The following is a 21,247-nucleotide window of genomic DNA, read 5'->3' as shown; positions in this document are numbered from 1 at the left end:
GACCGGTGACCGCCGTGGACACCCGTGGTGGATCATGTGAGAAGTAACGCTCTGTGACGTGCGCCACCGCGTACACGGCCGTTCATGGGGGAAGGTGGCGCCTTGGTCTGTGCCCATCACCGAGAGCGCCGACCAGGCACATCCGGACACCCGTGCGAGACCCGCCGGGCGCACCAGAGAGTGGAACCACCCGTGAGCAAGGACGCCGTGAACACGGCAACGGCCGTACAGCAGCGCACCGACGCGGGCCGCGTGCCCGCGGACGCGGGCGACGCCGGCTACAGCAAGGACCTCAAGGCCCGCCACGTCAACATGATCGCCATCGGCGGCGCCATCGGCACCGGACTCTTCCTGGGCGCCGGCGGCCGCCTCCACAACGCGGGCCCGGCGCTCGCGCTGGCCTACCTGGTCTGCGGCATCTTCGCCTTCTTCGTCGTCCGTGCCCTCGGCGAGCTGGTCCTGTACCGGCCGTCGTCGGGCTCCTTCGTGTCGTACGCGCGCGAGTTCCTCGGCGAGAAGGGCGCGTACGTCGCCGGCTGGATGTACTTCCTGAACTGGTCGACGACCGGGATCGCCGACATCACCGCGATCGCGCTGTACACCCATTACTGGAGCCTGTTCACCGACATCCCGCAGTGGGTGCTCGCCCTGGTCGCGCTCGCGGTCGTGCTCGCCGTGAACCTGATCTCGGTGAAGATCTTCGGTGAGATGGAGTTCTGGTTCGCGATCATCAAGGTCGCCACGCTGGTCGCCTTCATGTTCGTCGGCATCTTCCTGCTCGCCACCCAGCACGAGGTGGGCGGCCAGACGCCCGGCATGAGCGTCATCACCGACAACGGCGGTGTCTTCCCGCACGGGCTGATGCCCGTCGTCCTCGTCATGCAGGGCGTGATCTTCGCCTACGCCGCGCTGGAGCTGGTCGGCGTCGCCGCGGGCGAGACCGCCGAGCCGGAGAAGGTCGTCCCGCGCGCGGTGAACTCGATCATGTGGCGGGTGGGCCTGTTCTACGTCGGCTCGGTCGTCCTGCTCGCCCTGCTGCTGCCCGGCTCGGTCTACTCGGCCGACCAGAGCCCCTTCGTCACGGTCCTGTCGAAGATCGGCGTACCGGCGGCCGGTGACGTGATGAACCTCGTGGTCCTGACGGCCGCCATGTCCTCGCTGAACTCCGGCCTGTACTCCACGGGCCGCATCCTGCGCTCCATGGCGATGGCCGGTTCGGCGCCGAAGTTCACCGCCCGCATGAACGGCAGCCAGGTGCCCTACGGCGGCATCCTCCTGACCTGCGCGGTGTGCGTGCTCGGCGTCGGCCTGAACTTCCTGGTGCCGGCCCAGGCCTTCGAGATCGTGCTGAACGTCGCCTCCCTCGGCATCATCAGCACCTGGGTGATCATCATGGTCTGCCACCTGATCTTCGTGCGCCGTGCGAAGGCGGGCCTGGTCGCCCGGCCGCACTTCCGCCTGCCCGGCAGCCCCGTCACGGAGATCGCCACGATCGCCTTCCTGCTGGCCTGCCTCGGCATGATGTGGAACGACCCGGAGGTCGGCCGCAAGACGCTGCTGCTGATCCCGCTGATCGCGGCCATGCTGGTGGCGGGCTGGTTCGGCATCCGCCGCCGCGTGGCGCGGACCGCCGACAAGGAACTGTCGGAGCTCACGAAGTAGCAGGCCACGGCCACTGTCTGTGGGGTCGCCTAGGGTGGCGTCATGTCGGGGATCGCATATGTCCGGGGTGACGCCACCGTTCCGTCGGTCAAGGGCGTCAAGATCGTCGCCCATGTCTGCAACGACATCGGCGGCTGGGGCAAGGGCTTCGTCGTGGCCCTGTCGCGGCGCTGGCCGGAGCCCGAGGCGGCCTACCGCGCCTGGCACCGGGACCGCGCCTCCAACGACTTCGGGCTGGGCGCGGTCCAGTTCGTGCAGGTCCAGCCGTACGTCTGGGTGGCCAACATGATCGGCCAGCGCGGCATCAGGACCGGCAGCAAGGGCGTACCGGTCCGCTACGAGGCCATCGACACGGCCCTCGGCCGCGTCGCCGACAGAGCGGCCGAGCTGGCGCCTCGGTCCACATGCCCCGCATAGGGTGCGGCCTGGCCGGTGGGAAGTGGTCCCGCGTGGAGCCGCTGATCACCGACCGGCTGACACGGCGGGGGATACCGGTGACGGTGTACGACCACGGGGACTGACCACCCGGCGCGGCCCCGGTGTTCCCCACCCGGGAACGGTGCGTCCTGGCCAGGATTGGCGCGGATGTGCGCTACCGCGCACAGACGAGCGGGTAAGGCAACGGCATGGAGCTCATCGCCCTGAACCTCGGCCCCATGAACCCCCGCCCCGCAGACCTGGCGGTCGCGGTGGCCCTGTTCGCCGTCAGCCACCTCGTCATGACCCGGCTGCTCCGGCGGATCAACCGCGTCCTGCAGGCCCGCGAGCGGGCCACCGCCGGGGTCGGCAGACAGGCCGACGACCTCCGCGCGCAGGCGGAGGCCGCGCGCGAGGAGGCGCACGCCCTGCTCGCGGAGGCCCGCCATGAGGCGGCCGGCATCCGTCAACGGGCCCAGGAACAGGGCGCGGGCCTGATCGCCGCAGCCCGCGCCGACGGCGTCCGCGAGCGCGACGGACTGCTCGCCGAGGCCGACGCCCGCATCAAGGCCGAACGGGCGGCGGCGGAGACGGAACTGCGCCTGCACGTGGCGGAGCTGGCCGCGGAGCTGGCGAGTCGGGTGGTGGGCGAGCCGATCGGTCCTCCGTCGCGCACTCCGGCGGGGGACACTCGGTGAGCGGTGCTGGGACGGTGGTCGAGCTGCCCCTGCCGGTAGGGGAGCTGGCGAGTCGGGTGGTGGGTGAGCCGATCGGTCCTCGGTCGTGCACTCCGGCGGCGGGATACTCGGTGAGCGGTGCTGGGACGGTGGTCGAACTGCCCCTGCCGGTAGGGGAGCTGGCGAGTCGGGTGACGGGTGAGCCGATCGGTCCTCGGTCGTGCACTCCGGCGGCGGGATACTCGGTGAGCGGTGCTGGGACGGTGGTCGAACTGCCCCTGCCGGTAGGGGAGTTGGCGAGTCGGGTGACGGGTGAGCCGATCGGTCCCCGGTCGTGCACTCCGGCGGCGGGATACTCGGTGAGCGGTGCTGGGACGGTGGTCGAGCTGCCGCTGCCCCTTGGGAAGTTGGCGAGTCGGGTGAGTAGTGAGCCGATCAGTGCTCCGTCGCGAACGCTCGCAGCAGACACTCGGTGAGCCGTGCCGCAGCCCTGCCGCCGGGATCCAGCCGTGGATTGAAGATCGCCACGTCGAGGCCGACGGCACCCGTGCCCGACAGCGCCGTGCGCAGCACGGTTTCCAGCTCCTGCCAGGTCAGCCCGCCGGGCAGCCGGTAGTCGACCGCGGGCATCACCGCGTCGTCCAGGACGTCGGCATCCAGGTGGACCCAGTACCCGCCGCCCGGGCCGACGCCGGTCAGCAGGCCGACCGCGCGGCGCGCGGCCTCCGCCGCCCCGAGGGCCCGCACCGTCCCCAGGTCCATCGCGTGCAGCCCGGGCGGCAACGGCTGCATCCCGGCCTCCGCGGACTCCTCCGCGTCCCGGAACCCGAGCGCGACGACGTCCTCCTCCCGCACCAGCGGGCCGCGCCCCTCCAGGTCGGCCAGCACGCGAGGCCCGTGACCGGTGGCCAGGGCCAGCTCCATGGAGGCCACCTCGCCGGCCGGTTCCGCCGACGGCTGGTAGAAGTCGGTGTGGCCGTCGAGGAAGAGCAGCCCCGGCCGCCCCCGGCGGCGCAGCGCCAGCAGGTTGCCGAGCAGGATGCTGCAGTCGCCGCCCAGCACCACCGGGAACCGCCCGCTGTCCAGCACCTCGCCCACCGCGTCGGCCAGCTCTCCCGCGTACGCGGCGATGCCGACCGGATTGAGCACCCCGGTGCCCGGGTCCCGCTCGGGCACGTACACGGGCGGCTCGACACGCCCCGCCCGCACCGCCCCGAGCCCCGTGGCCAGACCGGCGCCGAGCAACGCGTCAGGCAGACCCTGCACGCCGCTCGGCCGCAGCCCCAGCACGGACGGAGCCTCGATGATCGCCACGTCCCGCACACCCGACCCCCTCACCAGCCCGACGACGCCGACCGGCCCACGCGTCCGGCGCGCATGGGCACACCGTAACTCCCGGCACGGGACGGGGCCCGTCGGCACGGGCCGTCCGTACCAGCTGGTATCTCTGCTGCTGCCGCCGAAGGCGCGGCGCGACGACGGGCGCCGCTCGGCGACGGCGGTCCCGGGCGTCACGAGCAGGTCACGGGTGGCTGTCCCGTGCTTGCCGGCGCTGTAGGTGAGATGAGCCGCCTTGAGTCAGGAAGTGATCAGATCGTTCCGCATGGCAGTGCGGAGTGAGCGGAGAGTCTCGGTGAGGTCGGCCAAAGCGACGTCCCACTCCTGGTTGCTGTGGGCGTCCGGGTGGTCAAGATGGTCTCTCAGCGTGCGTATGCAGCCGAAGGCACGGTCAGCCAGTTCACCGAGGGCATCCGGGGCGGTGATGAGCACCTGGTAGCGGAGGTGGTACGCCGTGCTGCCGCCCAGTACTTCGCCGGCTTGGCGCACCCGGGATTCCTGGGTGAGGCTGGGGTCTCGGCGCAGGTCGCGCAGTTGGTGAGTGGTGAGTGACAGAGCACCCAGATACTGGGCGTACAGCTCTCGCTTGACGGCCTGCTCGCGTGAAGAGTGTTCTCGACGCCATCGCGCCCGTTCTGCCAGCAAAGTGGTTGCCACACCGACGAACGCACCTAGGGCGGTGCCAGCCAGAGTCCCCCAGTCCACGACGTAAGGCTAGCCGGACTCCGCAGGGCTGGGGAGGGCGCGCAACACCCGTCTCGCCACGGCGGGTAGCGCCCGGTCACTGCCGTTCCCCGGGCGTGTCCATGGCCACCGGTGTCACACGACCGCCGTTCGTCCGTCAGGGGCACACCCGTCGCCAGGGGCGCTTCTCGGCCACGTGAGGACTCTTTGCACCATCAGATGCCCCCTTCTGTACGGGAGTTGACCGATGTACCGTCCGCCGCATGCCGAAACGCACGCGCTTCACGACCTGGAGACCGCTCGCGACCGTGGCCACGGCCGCCCTGACGGCCACGCTGCTCACCCCGGCCGCGGCCGACGCCGCGCCGCGGGAGAGCCGGCCCGTCTACTCCTACGACAACGCCATCCGCGAAGCCGTCTGGGTGGACACCGGACTCGACGAGGACGGCGACGGAAGGACCGATCGCGTCGCCGTCGACATCGTCCGCCCCAGCGAACCCGCCCAGCGGGGCCGGAAGGTCCCCGTCATCATGGACGCCAGCCCGTACTACTCCTGCTGCGGGCGCGGCAACGAGAGCCAGAGGAAGACGTACGACGCCGACGGCGACGTCGTCCAGATGCCGCTGTTCTACGACAACTACTTCGTGCCGCGCGGCTACGCCTTCGTCGGCGTCGACCTGGCCGGAACCAATCGCTCGGACGGCTGCGTCGACGTCGGCGGCCGCTCCGACGTCCAGTCCGCGAAGGCCGTCGTCGACTGGCTGAACGGCCGGGGCAAGGCGTACACGACCCGCACCGGCGGCGTCCGCGCCGAGGCCGACTGGACCAACGGCCGCACCGGCATGATCGGCAAGAGCTACGACGGCACGGTCGCCAACGGCGTCGCCGCCACGGGCGTCGAGGGTCTGGAGACCATCGTGCCGATCGGTGCCATCTCCTCCTGGTACGACTACTACTTCGCCAAGGGCGCCCCGCTGTACGACTCCGGCCCCGACTGGCTGTCGAACTACGTCGAGAGCCCCGAGGCCCGCGCCAAGTGCGGCCCCGTCCAGCGCAAGCTCGTCGACGGCGCGCCGCGCACCGGCGACTGGACCCCGCTGTGGGGCGAGCGGGACTACGTCAAGGACGCCGCCGAGGTGAAGGCCAGCGTCTTCGTGATCCACGGCATGCAGGACCTCAACGTCCGCGCCAAGCACTTCGGTCAGTGGTGGGACGCCCTCGCCGAGCACGGCGTCGACCGCAAGATATGGCTCTCCCAGGTCGGCCACGTCGACCCCTTCGACTTCCGCCGCGCCGAGTGGGTCGACACCCTGCACCGCTGGTTCGACCACGAACTCCTCGGCTACGACAACGGCATCGACCGCGAACCGATGGCCGACATCGAGCGCCGGCCCGACCAGTGGGTGACCTCGTCCGTGTGGCCGCCCCGAGGCACCGCGACGACCGTCCTCAGGCCCGGCGAGGGCACGCAGAACGGCGTCGGCACCCTCGGTCTCACCCGCGGCACCGGCACCGCGACCTTCACCGACGACCCTGAGCTGAGCGAGACCGACTGGGCCGCCCGCATCGACACGCCGACACCCGGCAAGGCCGGCTTCACCACCCGGCCGCTCACCCGTGACCTGCGCCTGTCCGGCTCCTCCCAGGTCACCGTCACCGCGACCCCCTCCGCCCCGACGGCCCACCTGTCCGCCGTGCTGGTCGACCTCGGCCCCGACACCATCCGCGACTACGCCGACGCCGCCGAGGGCATCACCACCCTCACCGAGGGCAGCTGCTGGGGCGCGAGCACCACCGGCGACAGCGCCTGCTTCAAGGAGACCAAGGCCAAGACCGCCGACGTCGACTACACGATCGTCAGCCGCGGCTGGGCCGACCTCGGCAACCACGCCTCCGACCTGAAGGGCGCCCCGCTCACCCCGGGCAAGAAGTACACGATCACCCTCGACCTGGCGGCCACCGACCACGTCGTCCCCCGGGGCCACCGCCTGGCGCTGATCGTCGCGGGCACCGACAAGGGCCTGATCGACCCTCCCGCCGACACACCGACCCTCACCCTCGACCTCGCCCGCACCTCGGCCCGCGTCCCGTTCGTCGGCGGCACCGCCGCGTTCGCCCGCGCCACCGCCGGCGCGTGGAGCACCACGCCGGCCACCGAGCTGGACGGCGTACGCGCACCGCGCACCACCCAGCGCGTCCCGGAGGGAGGCCGGTGATCCGCGCGCTCACCCTGACCGCGGCGGCCCTCGCCGCCTCCCTCGTCGTGGCGCCCGCCCACGCGGCCGACTCACCGCCCCGCACGGGCTTCGAGGAGTCCCACGGCGCTCGCTGGACCACGCAGCCGGAGGAGCAGGAGCTTCTGGCGGCCGTCGACCGGGCGAGCGGCCGGGTCTCCCTGTCCCGCATCGGTACGACGCGACAGGGACGTCCGCTCCAGCTCGTCCGCATCGGCAGCCACCCGGCGCCGAACAAGGTGCTGCTCGTGTGCGGTCAGCACGGCGACGAGCCCGCCGGCCGCGAGGCCTGCCTGAGCACGGTCCGCGACCTGGCGTACGCCCGGGACCCGGACACCCGCCGCTTCCTGGACCGCACCACGGTGCTCGTCGTGCCCACCGCCAATCCCGACGGCCGGGCCGCCGACACGCGCGGCAACAGCGACGGCACCGACATCAACCGCGACCACCTCGCCCTGAAGACCGCCGAGGCACGGGCCCTGGCCGCAGTCATTCGCGACCAGCGGCCCGACGTGGTCTACGACCTGCACGAGTACGGCGCCACACCCCCGTACTACGACAGGGACCTGTTCGACCTGTGGCCCCGCAACCTCAACACCGACGCGGCCGTCCACGACGAGGCCCGGACCCTGTCCCAGGGGTACGTACGCCCCACCGCGCGAGCCGCCGGGTACTCCACCGGCACGTACGGCATCTGGACCGACCCCGCCACCGGCGAACCGATCCGGCAGGTCGCCGGGGACGGGCAGGAGCGCATCCTGCGGAACATGTCCGGCGTCAAGCACGCGGTCGGGCTGCTCATCGAGAGCCGCGTCGACCCGCTCACCGACGCCGAACGGCAGGACGAGGCCCTCAACAACCGGCGTCGTGTGCACTCCCAACTCGCCGCGCTGGACGGCCTGTTCGCGTTCACGGACGACCGCCGGGCACGGATCGAGGCGGCGACGGGCGTCGCCCGGCACCAGGGGTACGCCGACACGGGCCCGGTCCACGTCGGCGGTGCCGACAACGACCCGCCCGAGGACACAGAGGTCATCCAGAACCCACCCTGCGGCTATCGGCTGACCGACGGCCAGTACACGGAGGTGAAGGACGAACTGGCCCTGCACGGCGTGCGCGCGCACCGGGACGGCGACGGCGTGCTCGTGCCGCTGCGCCAGTCCCTGCGGGCCCTGGTGCCGCTGCTGCTCGACGAGCGCGCCGCGTACCACCTGACCGCGGGAGAACCCGACACCGACTGCTGAGGGATGAGTTTGCGCCACACGTGGTAGGGGCGTACCGGAGGAGGACCATCCACCTCCGTGGTCCCAAGGAAAGGTGGCGCCTGTGACACAGGACGGACAGACCGACAAGGAACGCCATGCGGGAGGCGCGCTTCCAGGCTCGGAAGCGGGCCTCCCCGGTCAGGTACGGCCCCGGACCGACCGGGTCGTGTTCGGCGTCACCGCCGTGCTCACCCTCGCGTTCGTGATATGGGGTGCCGCCGCGACCGACTCGCTGGAGGACGTCTCCAGCAGCATGCTCAGCGGGCTGATACACAACGGCGGCTGGGCGTTCATGCTGGCGGCCTCGGGCTTCGTCGTCTTCGCGCTGTGGCTCGCGGCCAGCCGTTACGGCCGGATCCACCTCGGCGCCGAGGGCGAGGAGCCCGAGTTCCGCACGGTGTCGTGGGTGGCGATGATGTTCAGCGCCGGCATGGGCATCGGCCTGATGTTCTACGGCGTGAGCGAGCCGCTCGCGCACTACACGACGGCGCCGCCGGGCACCAGCCCGGCCGACTCCGGCGACCGTATGGAAACGGCCATGGCCACCACGCTCTTCCACTGGACACTGCACCCGTGGGGGATCTACGCCGTGGTCGGTCTCGCGATCGCGTACAGCACCTTCCGCAAGCGCCGCCGCCAGACCATCAGCGCCGTCTTCACGCCCCTGCTCGGCGAGAAGCACGCCAATGGCGCCGGCGGACGCGTCATCGACATCCTCGCCATCGTCGCGACCGTCTTCGGCTCCGCGGCCTCGCTCGGGCTGGGCGCGCTCCAGATCGGCTCCGGCGTGGAGGAACTCGACTGGATGGACAAGGTGAGCACCGGGCTGTTGGTCACGATCATCGCGGTGCTGACCCTGGCGTTCGTCGCGTCCGCGGTGTCGGGCGTCGAGCGGGGCATCCAGTGGCTGTCCAACACCAACATGGTGCTCGCGCTGGTGCTGGCGTTGTTCGTGTTCGTGGCAGGCCCGACGATCATCGTCCTCGACCTGCTGCCCACCTCCGTCTTCTCCTACCTCGGCGACCTGCCGCAGCTCGCCGGCCGCACGGAGGCCAGCGGCGGCGAAGGGGTGGCGGACTGGCTGGGCAGCTGGACCGTCTTCTACTGGGCGTGGTGGATCTCCTGGACGCCGTTCGTCGGCATGTTCATCGCCCGTATCAGCCGGGGCCGGACGATCCGGCAGTTCGTCGGTGGCGTGATCCTGGTGCCGAGCACGGTGAGCCTGGTGTGGTTCGCGGTCTTCGGCGGCTCGGCGATGAAGATGCGGGAACAGGGGCGGCTCGGTGACGAGTCGACGCCCGAGGGCCAGCTCTTCGCCGTGCTGCGGGAGTTCCCCATCGCCACGGTCACCAGTCTGCTGGTCATGATCCTCGTCGGCATCTTCTTCGTCTCGGGCGCGGACGCGGCGTCGATCGTGATGGGCACCCTCTCGCAGCGGGGCGCCCTCGAACCGGGCCGTCCGGTGGTGGTGTTCTGGGGCGTGGTCACCGGCGCGGTGGCCGCGGTCATGCTCCTGGTCGGCAGCGGCCAGGGCGACGCGCTGACGGGCCTGCAGAACCTCACGATCCTCGCGGCGGCACCGTTCGTCCTCGTGATGATCTTCATGTGTGTCGCCCTGATGCGCGATCTGCGCCGGGACCCGGTCATCGTCCGCGAGCAGATGGGCTCGGAGGCCGTCGAACTGGCCGTGATCGAGGGTCACAAGAAGTACGACGGCGAGTTCGAACTCCGCGTGGGCCCGGGCCGCGGCCCGGACGTGGAGGGCGACCCGATCGGCAAACACTGACCGCCCGACGGCCGGCCGCCGGAGGTGGCAGCGCCTTCGTCGGCCGCCGGCCGAGGCGGGAGCGCCTTCGGTGGCCGGCGGCCGGGGGGTGGGAGTGCCTTCTGCGGTCGGCGGTCGGGTTGGGAGTGCCTTGAGCGGTCGGGTTGGGAGTGCCTTCGGGCGGTCGCCGAGTGGTTGCCGGTGCGGCTTGGCCCAGTCGTGCGCGGGCCGCTCCGTCGGTGGGCAGCAGTGGTGGGCGGTGGCTCGGCGGGTGTCCGCACTCGGCCGCGTTGGGGGTGATCGCCGTGGGGTGCGCCGGTCGCCGGTGCTGCGCCGAGTGCCGAGTCGGCCGATACCGGCAGCAGACCAGCCGACGGAAGCCGATGCTGAGGAGCCCGGGCCGGAGGGCTCGTGCGACGTCAGTCCGCGCTGCCTCCTCTCGACGCCGAGGCGGCCGGGCCGGAGGCTCGGTGCGACGCCAGTCCGCCGCTTCTTCGGCGGCTGCCGGACCGAGGCGGACCCGGATGCTCAGCAGGACATCACTCCGCGCCTGCCGCACCCACCTCCAGCCCGCGACCTCACCCCGGCACCAGCCCCGCCGCCTCCTCCGCGCACCCCCAGGCCACCGTCACCCCTGCGCCGCCGTGGCCGTAGTTGTGGACCAGCAGACGGCCGTCCGGCAGTCGTTCCGCCTCCAGCCGGACCCTGTCCCGCGCGGGCCGCAGGCCCACCCGGTGGGCCAGGACGCGTGCCCCGGCGATCTCCGGCCGCAGGGCCGCGCACCGTGCGACGATCGCCTCGGCCACCGCCGGATCCGGCTCGGTAGACCACACGTCGTCCTCCGCCGTGCCGCCCAGCACCAGCCGGCCGGGCTGCGGGAAGAAGTACGCCATCTCCCCGCCCGCCGTGCCGGACACGAGCCAGGTGCTGATCCCCGGGTTCTCCACGACGACCAGCTGCCCGCGCACCGGCCGTACGGACGGGTCCGGCACGAGCTCGCGCGCCCCGAGCCCCGTGCAGTTGACGACGACCGGCGCGTCGGCCTCCGGGAACCCGCGCGACACCGTACGCGTCTCGACGACGCCGCCCGCCGCCACGAACCGCTCCCGCAGCCACGCCAGATGGGCGGGCATGTCGATGAGCGGCAGGCACGCCAGGATGCCCACTCCGCCGTACTCCTCCGCCGTCGCCGCCCGCAACTCCGGCACCCGGCCGGCCAGCCACGAGTCCGCCCCGTCCAGGTCGGCCTCGCCCAGCACCCCTTCGACCATCCGTACGCCGGTCACCTCGGGCCGCGCCGCCGACTCCTCGTACACGTCCAGCGAGCGCAGCGCCCACGCGCGCGCCAGCGCCAGTGGCTCGATGTGGTACGGCCACCACAACGCCCCGGCAACCGCCGAGGTGGTCTCCTCGGCAGGTTCCCTCGTCCACAGCCGTACCCGCTCGCCCCGCTCGGCCAGGACCACGGCCGTCGTCAGCCCGACGACCCCGCCGCCGACCACGAGGATCTCGTCACTCCGTTCGCCCGCCATGCCGGGACGGTAGCGGAATATGTCATGCCGCGCTCACATCACCCGATGTGTGGGAATACTCACCGCATGTGTGCCGAGTACGCGACCTTCGGCCTGGCCCCGGCGATGCGGGCCGGTGGAGTCCTCGCAGGCGGCGACTACCAGGTCCACCGGGACTTCGTGGACTTCGTCGTCGACGGGCGTCCGCTGCTGTTCCAGCTCTCCGACCTGGACGCCGTCTCACCGCTGGCCTCCGACGTCCCGCCCGCCATCTTCACCGCGCAGGTCCGCAGCCTGTTACTGGAGTCGGACGCCCCGCTGCCCGGTGGCCGGTACGTCATCTACGGCTGCCCCGAGTGCGAGGACCTGGCCTGCGGCGCCGTGACCGCGGCCATCGAACGCGACGGCGACGACTTCGTCTGGCGCGACTTCGCCTGGCAGACCGACGACAACGCCGACCTGGAGCTCAACGGCTACCACGGCATCGGCCCGTTCCGCTTCCGCGGCGCGGAGTACCGTGCGGCACTGGGCTCCCTGCTCGACGGCACGGCCACGGGCGAACGGCGCCGCGTCCTGCTCATCGGCGCCCGCGTCGCCGTCCTGGCCAAGCTCGCGGCCGCCCTGCGCACCATCGGCATCGGCGCCGACATCACCCAGGACGCCCAGGACGTCCCCGCCGACGAGCTGCGCGGCTACGGTGCCGTCGCCTTCGGCCGTGCCGTCGGCGAGGAGGAACGTGCCGCTGTCCGCCGCACGTTCGCCCGTGCCGGAGTGGACGTGGCCTACGTCGACGGTCTCGCCCCCATCGTGCCCCTCCTGGTCGCCCAGATCGAACACGCCCTGGACCGCAGCCCGCTCGCGCAGCGCCGCCTCACCGGCCTGTCCGCCGACGGTGACGCGGCGCAGGTCGAGGTCACCTCTCCCTGCCGGGTCCGGCTCACCGCGTACCGCCTCGACCGCCTGTACCGCTCCCACACCCACGAGGTCTTCGACGGCGTCCTGGAGGCGGGCCGCCATCGCCTCACCCTGGACGCGAAGGCGGTGAAGGGGCAGGCGTTCGTCGTGGCACGGACATCGGGGAGCGTGCTGGCGGCGCCCGTGGCGCGCTGAGCACCGGGACGCGGGTCAGGGCCCGGCCACTAGGATCTGCGGTCTGATGACTGCCACCCTCGTCGCGAAGAATCTCACCGCCGGCCACGGCGACCGCTCGCTCTTCTCCGGACTGGACCTCGTCGTCGCCCCCGGTGACGTCATCGGGCTGGTCGGAGCCAACGGCGCGGGCAAGTCCACGCTGCTCCGGATGCTCGCCGGGCTGACCGCGCCCGAGCAGGGCGAGCGGCGGCTGTCCCCGCCGACCGCGACCGTCGGACACCTGCCGCAGGAGCCGGAGCGCCGCCCGGGCGAGACCGTACGGGAGTTCCTGGCCCGGCGCACCGGCGTCGCCGACGCCCAGCGGGCGATGGACGAGGCCACCCAGGCCCTGGTCGACGGCGCCCCCGGCGCCGATGACGCGTACGCGACGAGCCTGGAGCGCTGGCTGGGGCTGGGCGGCGCCGACCTCGACGAGCGCGCCGAGGAGGTCGCCGGCACACTCGGCCTGGCCGTGGACCTGGACCAGCCGATGACGTCCCTGTCCGGAGGCCAGGCGGCACGCGCCGGCCTGGCCTCCCTGCTCCTGTCCCGCTACGACGTCTTCCTGCTCGACGAGCCCACCAACGACCTCGACCTGGACGGGCTGGAGCGGCTGGAACGCTTCGTGAGCGGCCTGCGCGCCGGAACGGTGGTCGTCAGCCACGACCGCGAGTTCCTCGCCCGCACCGTCACCAAGGTGCTCGAACTCGACCTCACGCAGCAGCGGATCAACCTCTACGGCGGCGGCTACGAGGCCTACCTGGAGGAACGCGAGGTGGCCCGCCGGCACGCCCGCGACGAGTACGAGGAGTACGCCGACAAGAGGGCGACTCTCCAGGAGCGCGCCCAGATGCAGCGTTCCTGGATGGACAAGGGCGTGAAGAACGCGCGCCGCAAGGCCGGCAACGACAACGACAAGATCGGCCGCAAGTTCCGCAGCGAGGCCAGCGAGAAGCAGGCCGCCAAGGCCCGGCAGACCCAGCGCATGATCGAACGGCTGGAGGTCGTCGAGGAGCCGCGCAAGGAGTGGGAGCTGCGCATGGAGATCGCGGCGGCCCCGCGCTCGGGCGCCGTCGTCGCCACGCTCCGGGACGCCGAGGTGCGGCGCGGCGACTTCGTGCTCGGCCCGGTCACCCTGCAGATCGACTGGGCGGACCGGGTGGCGGTGACGGGCGCGAACGGCGCGGGCAAGTCCACCCTGCTGGGCGCCCTGCTGGGCCGTGTCCCGCTCGACGCCGGCCACGCCGCCCTGGGCTCGGGCGTCCTGCTCGGCGAGGTCGACCAGGCCCGCCACCTCTTCCACGGCCCGGAGAGCCTGCTCGACGCCTTCCACGCGGCCGTCCCCGACGCGGAACCGGCCGAAGTCCGCACCCTCCTGGCCAAGTTCGGCCTCAAGTCGGACCACGTCCTGCGCCCGGCGGCGAGCCTCTCCCCGGGCGAACGCACCCGCGCCGCCCTCGCGCTGCTCCAGGGCCGGGGCGTCAACCTCCTCGTCCTCGACGAGCCGACCAACCACCTCGACCTGCCCGCCATCGAGCAACTGGAGTCGGCCCTCGACGCCTACGAGGGCACCCTCCTGCTGGTCACCCACGACCGGCGGATGCTGGACGCGGTACGCGTCACGCGCCGCCTGGAGGTGGCGGACGGCAAGGTCACCGAACGCTAGGCCCCGGCGGCCGTGGGCCGCAGGGGCCTAACGGGGCGTCAGCCGCCGTGCCAGGCCGGGGTACTCGACCACGAGGCCGTCCGCGTCGAACTCCAGGTCGCTGCGGAAGGTGCCCGAGGCGAAGCGGACCCGGCCCCCGCCGCCGGTCCGCGCGAGGTGGGTGTAGGTCTGCCGCGACCGCCGTACCGTCAGCCCCGGCACCGACACCCAGGCCATCAGGAACTCCTGCTCGCCGGGGGCCCGGTGCAGCCCGTGGCGCAGCACCGGCATGGTGTTGGTGAGCGGGCACAGCCCCAGATCGCAGTCGAGGGCGCCGTCCATGCCCGGCAGCCGCTCCCCGTCGGCCGTCCACCCGCCCCGGCCGTCGTGCCGCAGATCGAGCGTGCGGGTACGGGCCGCCGTCTCTGCCGTCACCAGCAGCCGGCGCGTCACCAGGCCCTCGGCCGTGTCCAGCTCGTACGAGATCCAGTACGGCTCGGGGGTGGTCCCCACCGCCCGGCCACGCGCCCGCAGCGTGCCGCCGTCGAAGTCCACCCAGGCGGTCTCGTAGCCCCGGCTCGCCGTGACGTCCCAGGTGAGTACCCGCGAAGTGGTCATACCGCCACCCTACGAGCAGAACCGGGCCCGGGCCCCGCTGCGGTGCGGGGGCCCGGGCCCGGGCCCGGATGCCTCAGGGGGTGGCGTGCGTACGGGTCAGCGCCTGCCGTTCTTCGGGTCGAGCAGGCCCGCGCGGCGCAGGGCGTCGGCCATCGCGCTGTTGGCCGGCGGGGGCGCCTGACGGGAGCCGCCACCGCCGCCCCGGCCGCCCTGGCGCTGCTGCGGCGGACGCCCGCCGCGCTGACGGCGTTCACCGGGACCGGAGCCCTGCCCCTGCCCGGCCGCCTCGTCGTCCAGCCGCAGCGTCAGCGAGATCCGCTTGCGCGGAGTGTCCACGTCGAGGACCTTCACCTTGACGATGTCCCCGGGCTTGACGACGTCCCGCGGGTCCTTGACGAAGGTCTTCGACATCGCGGAGACGTGCACCAGGCCGTCCTGGTGGACACCGACGTCGACGAACGCCCCGAAGGCCGCCACGTTCGTCACGACGCCCTCCAGGATCATCCCCGCCGACAGGTCGGAGATCTTCTCGACGCCCTCCTTGAACGCGGCCGTCTTGAAGGCCGGCCGCGGGTCACGGCCCGGCTTCTCCAGCTCCTTCAGAATGTCCGTGACGGTCGGCAGACCGAACGTCTCGTCGACGAACTGCTGCGGCTTCAGCGACCGCAGCACCGCCGTGTTGCCGATGAGCGCGGCGACCTCCTGCCCGGTGGTCTGCACCATCCGCCGCACGACCGGGTACGCCTCCGGGTGCACGCTGGAGGCGTCCAGCGGGTCGTCGCCGCCGCGGATCCGCAGGAAGCCCGCGCACTGCTCGTACGCCTTCGGGCCCAGCCGCGGGACCTTTTTCAGCTCGGAGCGGGACGTGAAGGGGCCGTTGGCGTCCCGGTGCGCCACGATGTTCTCGGCGAGCCCGGAGGTGATGCCGGAGACCCGTGCCAGCAGCGGCGCGGAGGCCGTGTTGACGTCCACGCCCACGCCGTTCACACAGTCCTCGACCACCGCGTCCAGCGAACGCGACAGCTTCACCTCGGACAGGTCGTGCTGGTACTGGCCGACACCGATCGACTTCGGGTCGATCTTCACCAGCTCGGCCAGCGGGTCCTGGAGCCGGCGCGCGATCGACACCGCGCCGCGCAGCGACACGTCCAGGCTCGGCAGCTCCTGCGAGGCGAAGGCGGAGGCCGAGTAGACCGAGGCGCCCGCCTCGGACACCATCACCTTCGTGAGCTTCAACTCCGGGTGCTTGGCGATGAGTTCCCCGGCGAGCTTGTCGGTCTCCCGGGACGCCGTGCCGTTGCCGATCGCGATCAGCTCGACCTCGTGCTCCTTCGCCAGCCGGGCGAGCTTGGCGATCGCCTCGTCCCACTTGTTGGCCGGGACGTGCGGGTAGACGACATCCGTGGCGACGACCTTGCCGGTGGCGTCGACGACGGCGACCTTCACACCCGTACGGAACCCGGGGTCCAGGCCGAGCGTCGCTCGGGTGCCGGCCGGGGCGGCGAGCAGCAGATCGCGCAGATTGGCCGCGAACACCTTCACGGCCTCGTCCTCGGCGGCGGTGCGCAGCCGCATCCGGATGTCGATGCCCAGGTGCACCAGGACGCGCGTGCGCCAGGCCCAGCGGACCGTGTCCACCAGCCACTTGTCGGCGGGCCGGCCCCGGTCGGCGATCCCGAACCGGTGGGCGATCATCCCCTCGTACGACGACGGCCCGTCCGTCGGCTCCTCGGGCTCCAGGACGAGGTCGAGGACCTCCTCCTTCTCGCCGCGCAGCATCGCCAGGATCCGATGCGAGGGCAGTTCGGTGAACGGCTCGGCGAAGTCGAAGTAGTCGGCGAACTTGGCGCCCGCCTCCTCCTTGCCCTCCCGGACCTTCGCGGCCAGCCGCCCGCGCACCCACATGCGCTCGCGCAGTTCGCCGATCAGGTCGGCGTCCTCCGAGAACCGCTCGGTCAGGATCGCCCGGGCACCGTCGAGGGCGGCCTGCGGGTCGGCCACGCCCTTGTCGGCGTCGACGAACGCGGCGGCCGCGGCGAGGGGCTCGATGGTCGGGTCGCCGAGCAGCCCCTCGGCCAGCGGCTCCAGTCCCGCCTCACGCGCGATCTGTGCCTTGGTGCGCCGCTTGGGCTTATAGGGCAGATAGATGTCCTCCAGGCGCGCCTTGGTCTGCGCGCCCCGGATCTGCGCCTCCAGCTCCTCGGTGAGCTTGCCCTGCTCGCGCACCGACTCCAGGATCGCCGTCCGCCGCTCCTCCAGCTCCCGCAGATAGCGCAACCGCTCCTCGATCACGCGCAGCTGCGCGTCGTCGAGCATCCCGGTCACTTCCTTGCGGTAGCGGGCGACGAAGGGCACCGTCGAACCGCCGTCGAGCAGCTCCACGGCGGCCTTGACCTGCCGCTCCGTTACGCCGAGCTCCTCGGCGATCCTGCCTTCGATGGACCCTGCCTCGAGGGACGCGGGTGTCGTCACGATCCGGTACCGCCTTCTCCACATCGGGTTGCGCGGCAATTGTGGCAGGTGACACCGACAACCGTGGATCAGGGCGGCGACCGGCGGCGCGTGGCGGGCGGAACGTCAGACCCTGCGGCTCCGCGCGGTGGACGACGCCCCGCCGAAGAGCCGGGCCAGGGCCCGGAACGGCAGCGTCACGACGGTGGCGATGGCGCCACCGATCTGGCGCAGCACATCTGCGATGGCTCGGAACACGGATATCCCCTTTCCTCTCCCGGCCGCTCAGACCGGGAGCTCCCGAGTACCGCAAGGACAGCCTGCCATGCGCACGACCGATCATCCCGCCGTGAGCCGCCCGCCCGGGCCGGCCTCGTCCCTTCCTCACCGGCCCTGAGTCCAGGTCGATCCGCCGGGAACACACCGCCGCCGACGCCGTACGGTGTGCCGGCGTCGTACGGCCGGACGTCGTGTCGAGTTCCTCCGTCGCCCGGGCCCTCAGCGCTTGCCGAGGAGGTCCGCCGGGAACGCGCCCGCCGCCAGTGCCGTGCGGGCGAACGTCGTGCCGAGGTCCGTCAGCCGTGCGACGCCGTCCGGGCCCAGGTGTTCGTAGGGGGCCCGGTCCAGCCGGTCGGTCTCGTGTTCGATCTCCTCGCGTAGTGCGACGCCCCGCTCGGTCAGCTCGCCCGTGCCGTCCAGCAGCCCGCGCTCCCTCAGCCGCTCCACCGCCGCGTCCCACTCCTCACGGCTCCAGCCGCGCGTGCCGAACACCCACTTGGGGGTCATCCCCTTGCCGGTCGCGGTGTGGGTCACCAGCGCCTCGAGGCCGTCGAGCCCCGCGGACACCAGCACGGCGAGGTGCCCGTCGCCGCGGTGCTCGCGCAGCAGCGTCGCCGCGTGCCAGAAGGCCATGTGCGGCTCGTCGGGGACGGGGAGGTCGGCATGGGCGGCGTAGAGCGGCCGGGCGCCGCGTGAACACGCCTCGGTGGCGCGCAGCGCGAGCCGTGCGGCCTTGGCCATCTCCGCCGAGGCCACCACCTGGTCGCCCAGCAACCGGCGCAGCGTCGCGTCGACGGCACGCGCGCGTGCGGCGAGGACCTGCTCGGGCGAGGCCACGGCCCACACCGCCGGCACATGCCGGGCCACGAGCTCGTACTTGTAGTTGTAGAACGCCGCGGCGACCGTCCCCGGCCCCGCCGGCCCGAGCGCCGCCGACCGCACGGCGAAGTTGACGGCGCGCGGGTCCGTGACCCCGACGGCACCCAGTTCCCGGCCCAGGTCGGGCGAGAAGTAGTGCGCCGAGTGCAGTGAGTTGAGGGCGTTGTGGCAGCGCCGTCCGGCGCGCTGCTCAAGAGCGGCAGTTGTCATGCCCGGCACATTACCAACCGCTTGGTATGTCCTCCAGGGGGGCGTCACGCATGGCAGAAAAGGTGGGGAACTCGTCATTGCGGCCAGCCTTCGTACCAGCGAACAATCGTGGGCATGGCGCAGCGAACCGTTCTCGTCGTCCTCTTCGACGGCGTGCAGAGCCTCGATGTCAGCGGGCCGGTGGAGGTGTTCGCCGGAGCGGAGAAGCACACCCCGGGGACGTACCGGATCCACACCGCCTCCCTGGACGGCGCTCCCGTCCGGACGACCAGCGGGCTGACCCTCGTCCCCGACCGGCCCCTCGCCGAGGCACCCCACCCGCACACCCTCCTCGTCCCGGGCGGACAGGGCACCCGCCGGCCCGACCCACGCCTGGTCGACTGGGTGCGCGAGCGCGGTCCGCGCGCCGTACGCCTGGTCTCCGTGTGCACCGGCGCGATCGTGCTGGCGCGGGCCGGTCTGCTGGACGGCCGCCGGGCCACCACCCACTGGGCCTACTGCGACACACTCGCCCGCAACCATCCGGCCGTCGAGGTCGACCCCGATCCCGTCTACGTACGCGACGGACCCGTCGCCACCTCGGCCGGTGTGACCGCCGGCATCGACCTCGCCCTCGCCCTGGTCGAGGAGGACCTGGGCCGCGACGTCGCCCTGACCATCGCCCGCCACCTGGTGGTCTTCCTGCGCCGCCCCGGGAACCAGGCCCAGTTCAGTGCCCAGCTCGCCGCCCAGACCGCGCGCCGTGAGCCGCTGCGGGAGGTCCAGCGGTGGATCACCGAACACCCCGACGGCGACCTGACCGTGCAGTCCCTCGCCGCCCGCGCCCGCCTCTCGCCGCGCCATTTCGCCCGCGCCTTCCGCGCCGAGACGGGCATGACGCCGGGCCGCTACGTCGACCGGGTCCGCCTCGAACACGCCCGCCGTCTGCTGGAGGACACCGCCGACGGCATCGAGGAGATCTCCCGCGCCAGCGGCTACGGCACCCCGGAGGCGATGCGCCGCGCCTTCGTCACCGCGCTCGGGACGGCCCCGGCCGAGTACCGCCGCAGGTTCCGTCCCGCGACCACCCACTGAAGGGAACCCCATGCAGATCGCGATCGTCCTCTACGACCGCTTCACCGCCCTGGACGCCGTCGGCCCGTACGAGACGCTCGGGCGCCTGCCGGACGCAGAGACCGTCTTCGTCGCCGAACGGACCGGCCCCTTCCGCACTGACACCGGGACCCTCGCGCTCACCGCCGACCGGACCCTGGCCGAGGTCCCGGACCCGGCCATCGTGATCGTCCCCGGCGGCCCCGGACAGAGCACGCAGATGGACAACGCCCCGCTGCTGGACTGGCTGCGCACCGCCGACGCCACCAGCACCTGGACGACGTCCGTGTGCACCGGCTCCCTGCTGCTCGCCGCCGCCGGCCTGCTCACGGGCCGCCGCGCGACCTCCCACTGGCTGGCCCTGGACCAGCTCGAGCGCTTCGGTGCGCAGCCGACGGGGGAGCGGGTCGTCTTCGACGGCAAGTACGTCACCGCCGCCGGCGTCTCCTCCGGCATCGACATGGGCCTGACTCTGCTCGGCCGCATCGCCGGAGACGACTACGCCCGGACGGTGCAGCTCGCCACGGAGTACGACCCGCAGCCGCCTTACGACGCCGGCTCGCCCGGGAAGGCGCCCACCCACATCGTCGACCGGCTCCGGGCCCGCAGCCGCTTCATCCTGACGTAGACACGCTCCAGGTGAAGCGCGGCGGCCTGCGCTCCAGGAACGCGGCGACGCCCTCCGCGGTGTCGCCGCTGCCGCGCGCCTGCCCGGCCCAGTGTCCGTCCCGGTCCGTGCGGCCGTTCGCGAACTCCTTCGCCGCGGCCTGCGTCAGCTGCGACCGGGACACCAGGATCGCCGCGAACTCCGCGACGCGCTTGCCCAGTTCGCCCGCCCGCAGCACCTCGTCGACGAGGCCGGTGCGCAGCGCCCGCTCCGTGTCGATCAACTCCCCCGAGAACAGCAGGTACTTGGCGGTCGCCGGTCCCACCAGCGAGACCAGCCGACGGGTGGCGGACGCCGGATACACGATCCCCAGCTTGGCCGGCGTCACCCCGAACAGTGCCCCCTCCTCGGCGAACCGCAGGTCGCACGCCGCCGCCAGCTGCGCCCCGCCGCCCACGCAGTGCCCGCGGACCGCCGCAAGCGTCGGCTTCGGGAACGCCGCCAGGGCCTCCTCGGCGCGCACGGCGAGGTCCTGCGCCTCCTCCGGCGAGCCCCGCAGTGTCGATATGTCGGCACCGGCACAGAAGGTCCCGCCCTCGCCGGTGAGCACCAGCGCCCGTACCGCCGGATCGTCCGCCAGCCCCTCCAGCAGCGGCGGCAGGGCCCGCCACATCGCCGCCGTCATGGCGTTGCGCTTGGCGGGATGGCTGATGACGACGGTGGCCACCGAGCCGGTGACGCCGTGCAGCAACTGCGGCTCCATGCGGCGGATGCTATCCGCC

The 21,247-nt window shown here is 72.4% G+C and carries 17 protein-coding genes and 1 pseudogene; 10 read left to right on the top strand and 8 right to left on the bottom strand.

Annotation, left to right across the window (positions count from 1 at the left end):
- Nucleotides 1-192 precede the first annotated feature (192 nt).
- The 3 genes and pseudogenes from ACFPZJ_RS17710 (at nt 193) to ACFPZJ_RS17700 (ending at nt 2,777) form a co-directional block, all read left to right on the top strand.
- A complete protein-coding gene (locus ACFPZJ_RS17710) occupies nt 193-1,662 on the top strand; it encodes an amino acid permease (protein ID WP_381022221.1) in 1,470 nt (489 codons plus the stop codon).
- 42 nt (nt 1,663-1,704) lie between these two features.
- Nucleotides 1,705-2,183: pseudogene (locus ACFPZJ_RS17705) on the top strand (macro domain-containing protein).
- A gap of 105 nt (nt 2,184-2,288) precedes the next feature.
- Nucleotides 2,289-2,777, top strand: a complete 489-nt coding sequence (locus ACFPZJ_RS17700; protein WP_381022219.1) for a F0F1 ATP synthase subunit B family protein — start codon at nt 2,289-2,291, stop codon at nt 2,775-2,777.
- A gap of 414 nt (nt 2,778-3,191) precedes the next feature.
- Here the strand turns inward: ACFPZJ_RS17700 and ACFPZJ_RS17695 are convergent, their stop codons facing one another.
- Together ACFPZJ_RS17695 and ACFPZJ_RS17690 are read right to left on the bottom strand one after the other, a co-directional pair.
- Complete coding sequence (locus ACFPZJ_RS17695; RefSeq protein ID WP_381022218.1) at nt 3,192-4,070, bottom strand: arginase family protein; 879 nt, start codon at nt 4,068-4,070, stop codon at nt 3,192-3,194.
- Nucleotides 4,071-4,334: 264 nt separating this feature from the next.
- Nucleotides 4,335-4,799 carry a hypothetical protein gene (locus ACFPZJ_RS17690; RefSeq protein WP_381022217.1) on the bottom strand — a complete coding sequence of 155 codons (465 nt, stop codon included), beginning with the start codon at nt 4,797-4,799 and terminating at the stop codon, nt 4,335-4,337.
- Between the two features lie 242 nt (nt 4,800-5,041).
- Between ACFPZJ_RS17690 and ACFPZJ_RS17685 the strand changes: the two genes are divergently transcribed.
- From ACFPZJ_RS17685 to ACFPZJ_RS17675, 3 genes are all read left to right on the top strand, one after another.
- On the top strand, nt 5,042-6,994 hold the full coding sequence (locus ACFPZJ_RS17685) for a Xaa-Pro dipeptidyl-peptidase (RefSeq protein ID WP_381022216.1): 1,953 nt from the start codon (nt 5,042-5,044) through the stop codon (nt 6,992-6,994).
- On the top strand, nt 6,991-8,256 hold the full coding sequence (locus ACFPZJ_RS17680; protein ID WP_381022215.1) for a M14 family metallopeptidase: 1,266 nt from the start codon (nt 6,991-6,993) through the stop codon (nt 8,254-8,256). The genes ACFPZJ_RS17685 and ACFPZJ_RS17680 overlap by 4 nt, the downstream gene beginning before the upstream one ends.
- Nucleotides 8,257-8,338: 82 nt before the next feature.
- Entirely contained in the window at nt 8,339-10,063 is a 1,725-nt protein-coding gene (locus ACFPZJ_RS17675) for a BCCT family transporter (protein ID WP_381022214.1), read from the top strand.
- 557 nt (nt 10,064-10,620) lie between these two features.
- On the opposite strand, the gene ACFPZJ_RS17670 is transcribed toward ACFPZJ_RS17675, so the two are convergent.
- Nucleotides 10,621-11,574 carry an FAD-dependent oxidoreductase gene (locus ACFPZJ_RS17670; protein ID WP_381022212.1) on the bottom strand — a complete coding sequence of 318 codons (954 nt, stop codon included), beginning with the start codon at nt 11,572-11,574 and terminating at the stop codon, nt 10,621-10,623.
- Between the two features lie 66 nt (nt 11,575-11,640).
- Here ACFPZJ_RS17670 and ACFPZJ_RS17665 point away from each other — a divergent pair, with 66 nt between their 5' ends.
- The gene (locus ACFPZJ_RS17665; RefSeq protein WP_381022211.1) at nt 11,641-12,663 is read left to right on the top strand and encodes an oxidoreductase; all 1,023 of its coding nucleotides are present in this window, start codon (nt 11,641-11,643) and stop codon (nt 12,661-12,663) included.
- A gap of 46 nt (nt 12,664-12,709) precedes the next feature.
- Entirely contained in the window at nt 12,710-14,350 is a 1,641-nt protein-coding gene (locus tag ACFPZJ_RS17660) for an ABC-F family ATP-binding cassette domain-containing protein (RefSeq protein WP_381022210.1), read from the top strand.
- A 27-nt stretch (nt 14,351-14,377) separates the two neighbouring features.
- Here the strand turns inward: ACFPZJ_RS17660 and ACFPZJ_RS17655 are convergent, their stop codons facing one another.
- From ACFPZJ_RS17655 to ACFPZJ_RS17640, 4 genes are all read right to left on the bottom strand, one after another.
- On the bottom strand, nt 14,378-14,947 hold the full coding sequence (locus ACFPZJ_RS17655) for a putative glycolipid-binding domain-containing protein (protein WP_381022208.1): 570 nt from the start codon (nt 14,945-14,947) through the stop codon (nt 14,378-14,380).
- A gap of 96 nt (nt 14,948-15,043) precedes the next feature.
- A complete protein-coding gene (locus ACFPZJ_RS17650; RefSeq protein WP_381022206.1) occupies nt 15,044-17,419 on the bottom strand; it encodes a Tex family protein in 2,376 nt (791 codons plus the stop codon).
- Nucleotides 17,420-17,524: 105 nt separating this feature from the next.
- Nucleotides 17,525-17,656: an LPFR motif small protein gene (locus ACFPZJ_RS17645; RefSeq protein WP_381022204.1), complete on the bottom strand. Its 132-nt coding sequence runs from the start codon at nt 17,654-17,656 to the stop codon at nt 17,525-17,527.
- A 240-nt stretch (nt 17,657-17,896) separates the two neighbouring features.
- Nucleotides 17,897-18,766 (bottom strand): SCO6745 family protein, encoded by an 870-nt coding sequence (locus ACFPZJ_RS17640; RefSeq protein ID WP_381022202.1) that lies wholly within the window; start codon nt 18,764-18,766, stop codon nt 17,897-17,899.
- A gap of 114 nt (nt 18,767-18,880) precedes the next feature.
- Between ACFPZJ_RS17640 and ACFPZJ_RS17635 the strand changes: the two genes are divergently transcribed.
- Both ACFPZJ_RS17635 and ACFPZJ_RS17630 read left to right on the top strand, forming a co-directional pair.
- Nucleotides 18,881-19,840, top strand: coding sequence for a GlxA family transcriptional regulator (locus ACFPZJ_RS17635; RefSeq protein ID WP_381022201.1), 960 nt, complete (start codon nt 18,881-18,883; stop codon nt 19,838-19,840).
- Nucleotides 19,841-19,850: 10 nt separating this feature from the next.
- Nucleotides 19,851-20,486 carry a DJ-1/PfpI family protein gene (locus tag ACFPZJ_RS17630; protein ID WP_381022200.1) on the top strand — a complete coding sequence of 212 codons (636 nt, stop codon included), beginning with the start codon at nt 19,851-19,853 and terminating at the stop codon, nt 20,484-20,486.
- Here the strand turns inward: ACFPZJ_RS17630 and ACFPZJ_RS17625 are convergent.
- On the bottom strand, nt 20,473-21,228 hold the full coding sequence (locus tag ACFPZJ_RS17625; RefSeq protein WP_381022199.1) for an enoyl-CoA hydratase/isomerase family protein: 756 nt from the start codon (nt 21,226-21,228) through the stop codon (nt 20,473-20,475). The two genes, ACFPZJ_RS17630 and ACFPZJ_RS17625, sit on opposite strands and share 14 nt — an antisense overlap.
- Between the last annotated feature and the right edge of the window lie 19 nt (nt 21,229-21,247).

This window comes from Streptomyces bullii (assembly GCF_042657145.1).
Taxonomy (GTDB): Bacteria; Actinomycetota; Actinomycetes; order Streptomycetales; family Streptomycetaceae; genus Streptomyces; species Streptomyces bullii.
This window is presented reverse-complemented; position numbering and strand designations above follow the sequence as displayed.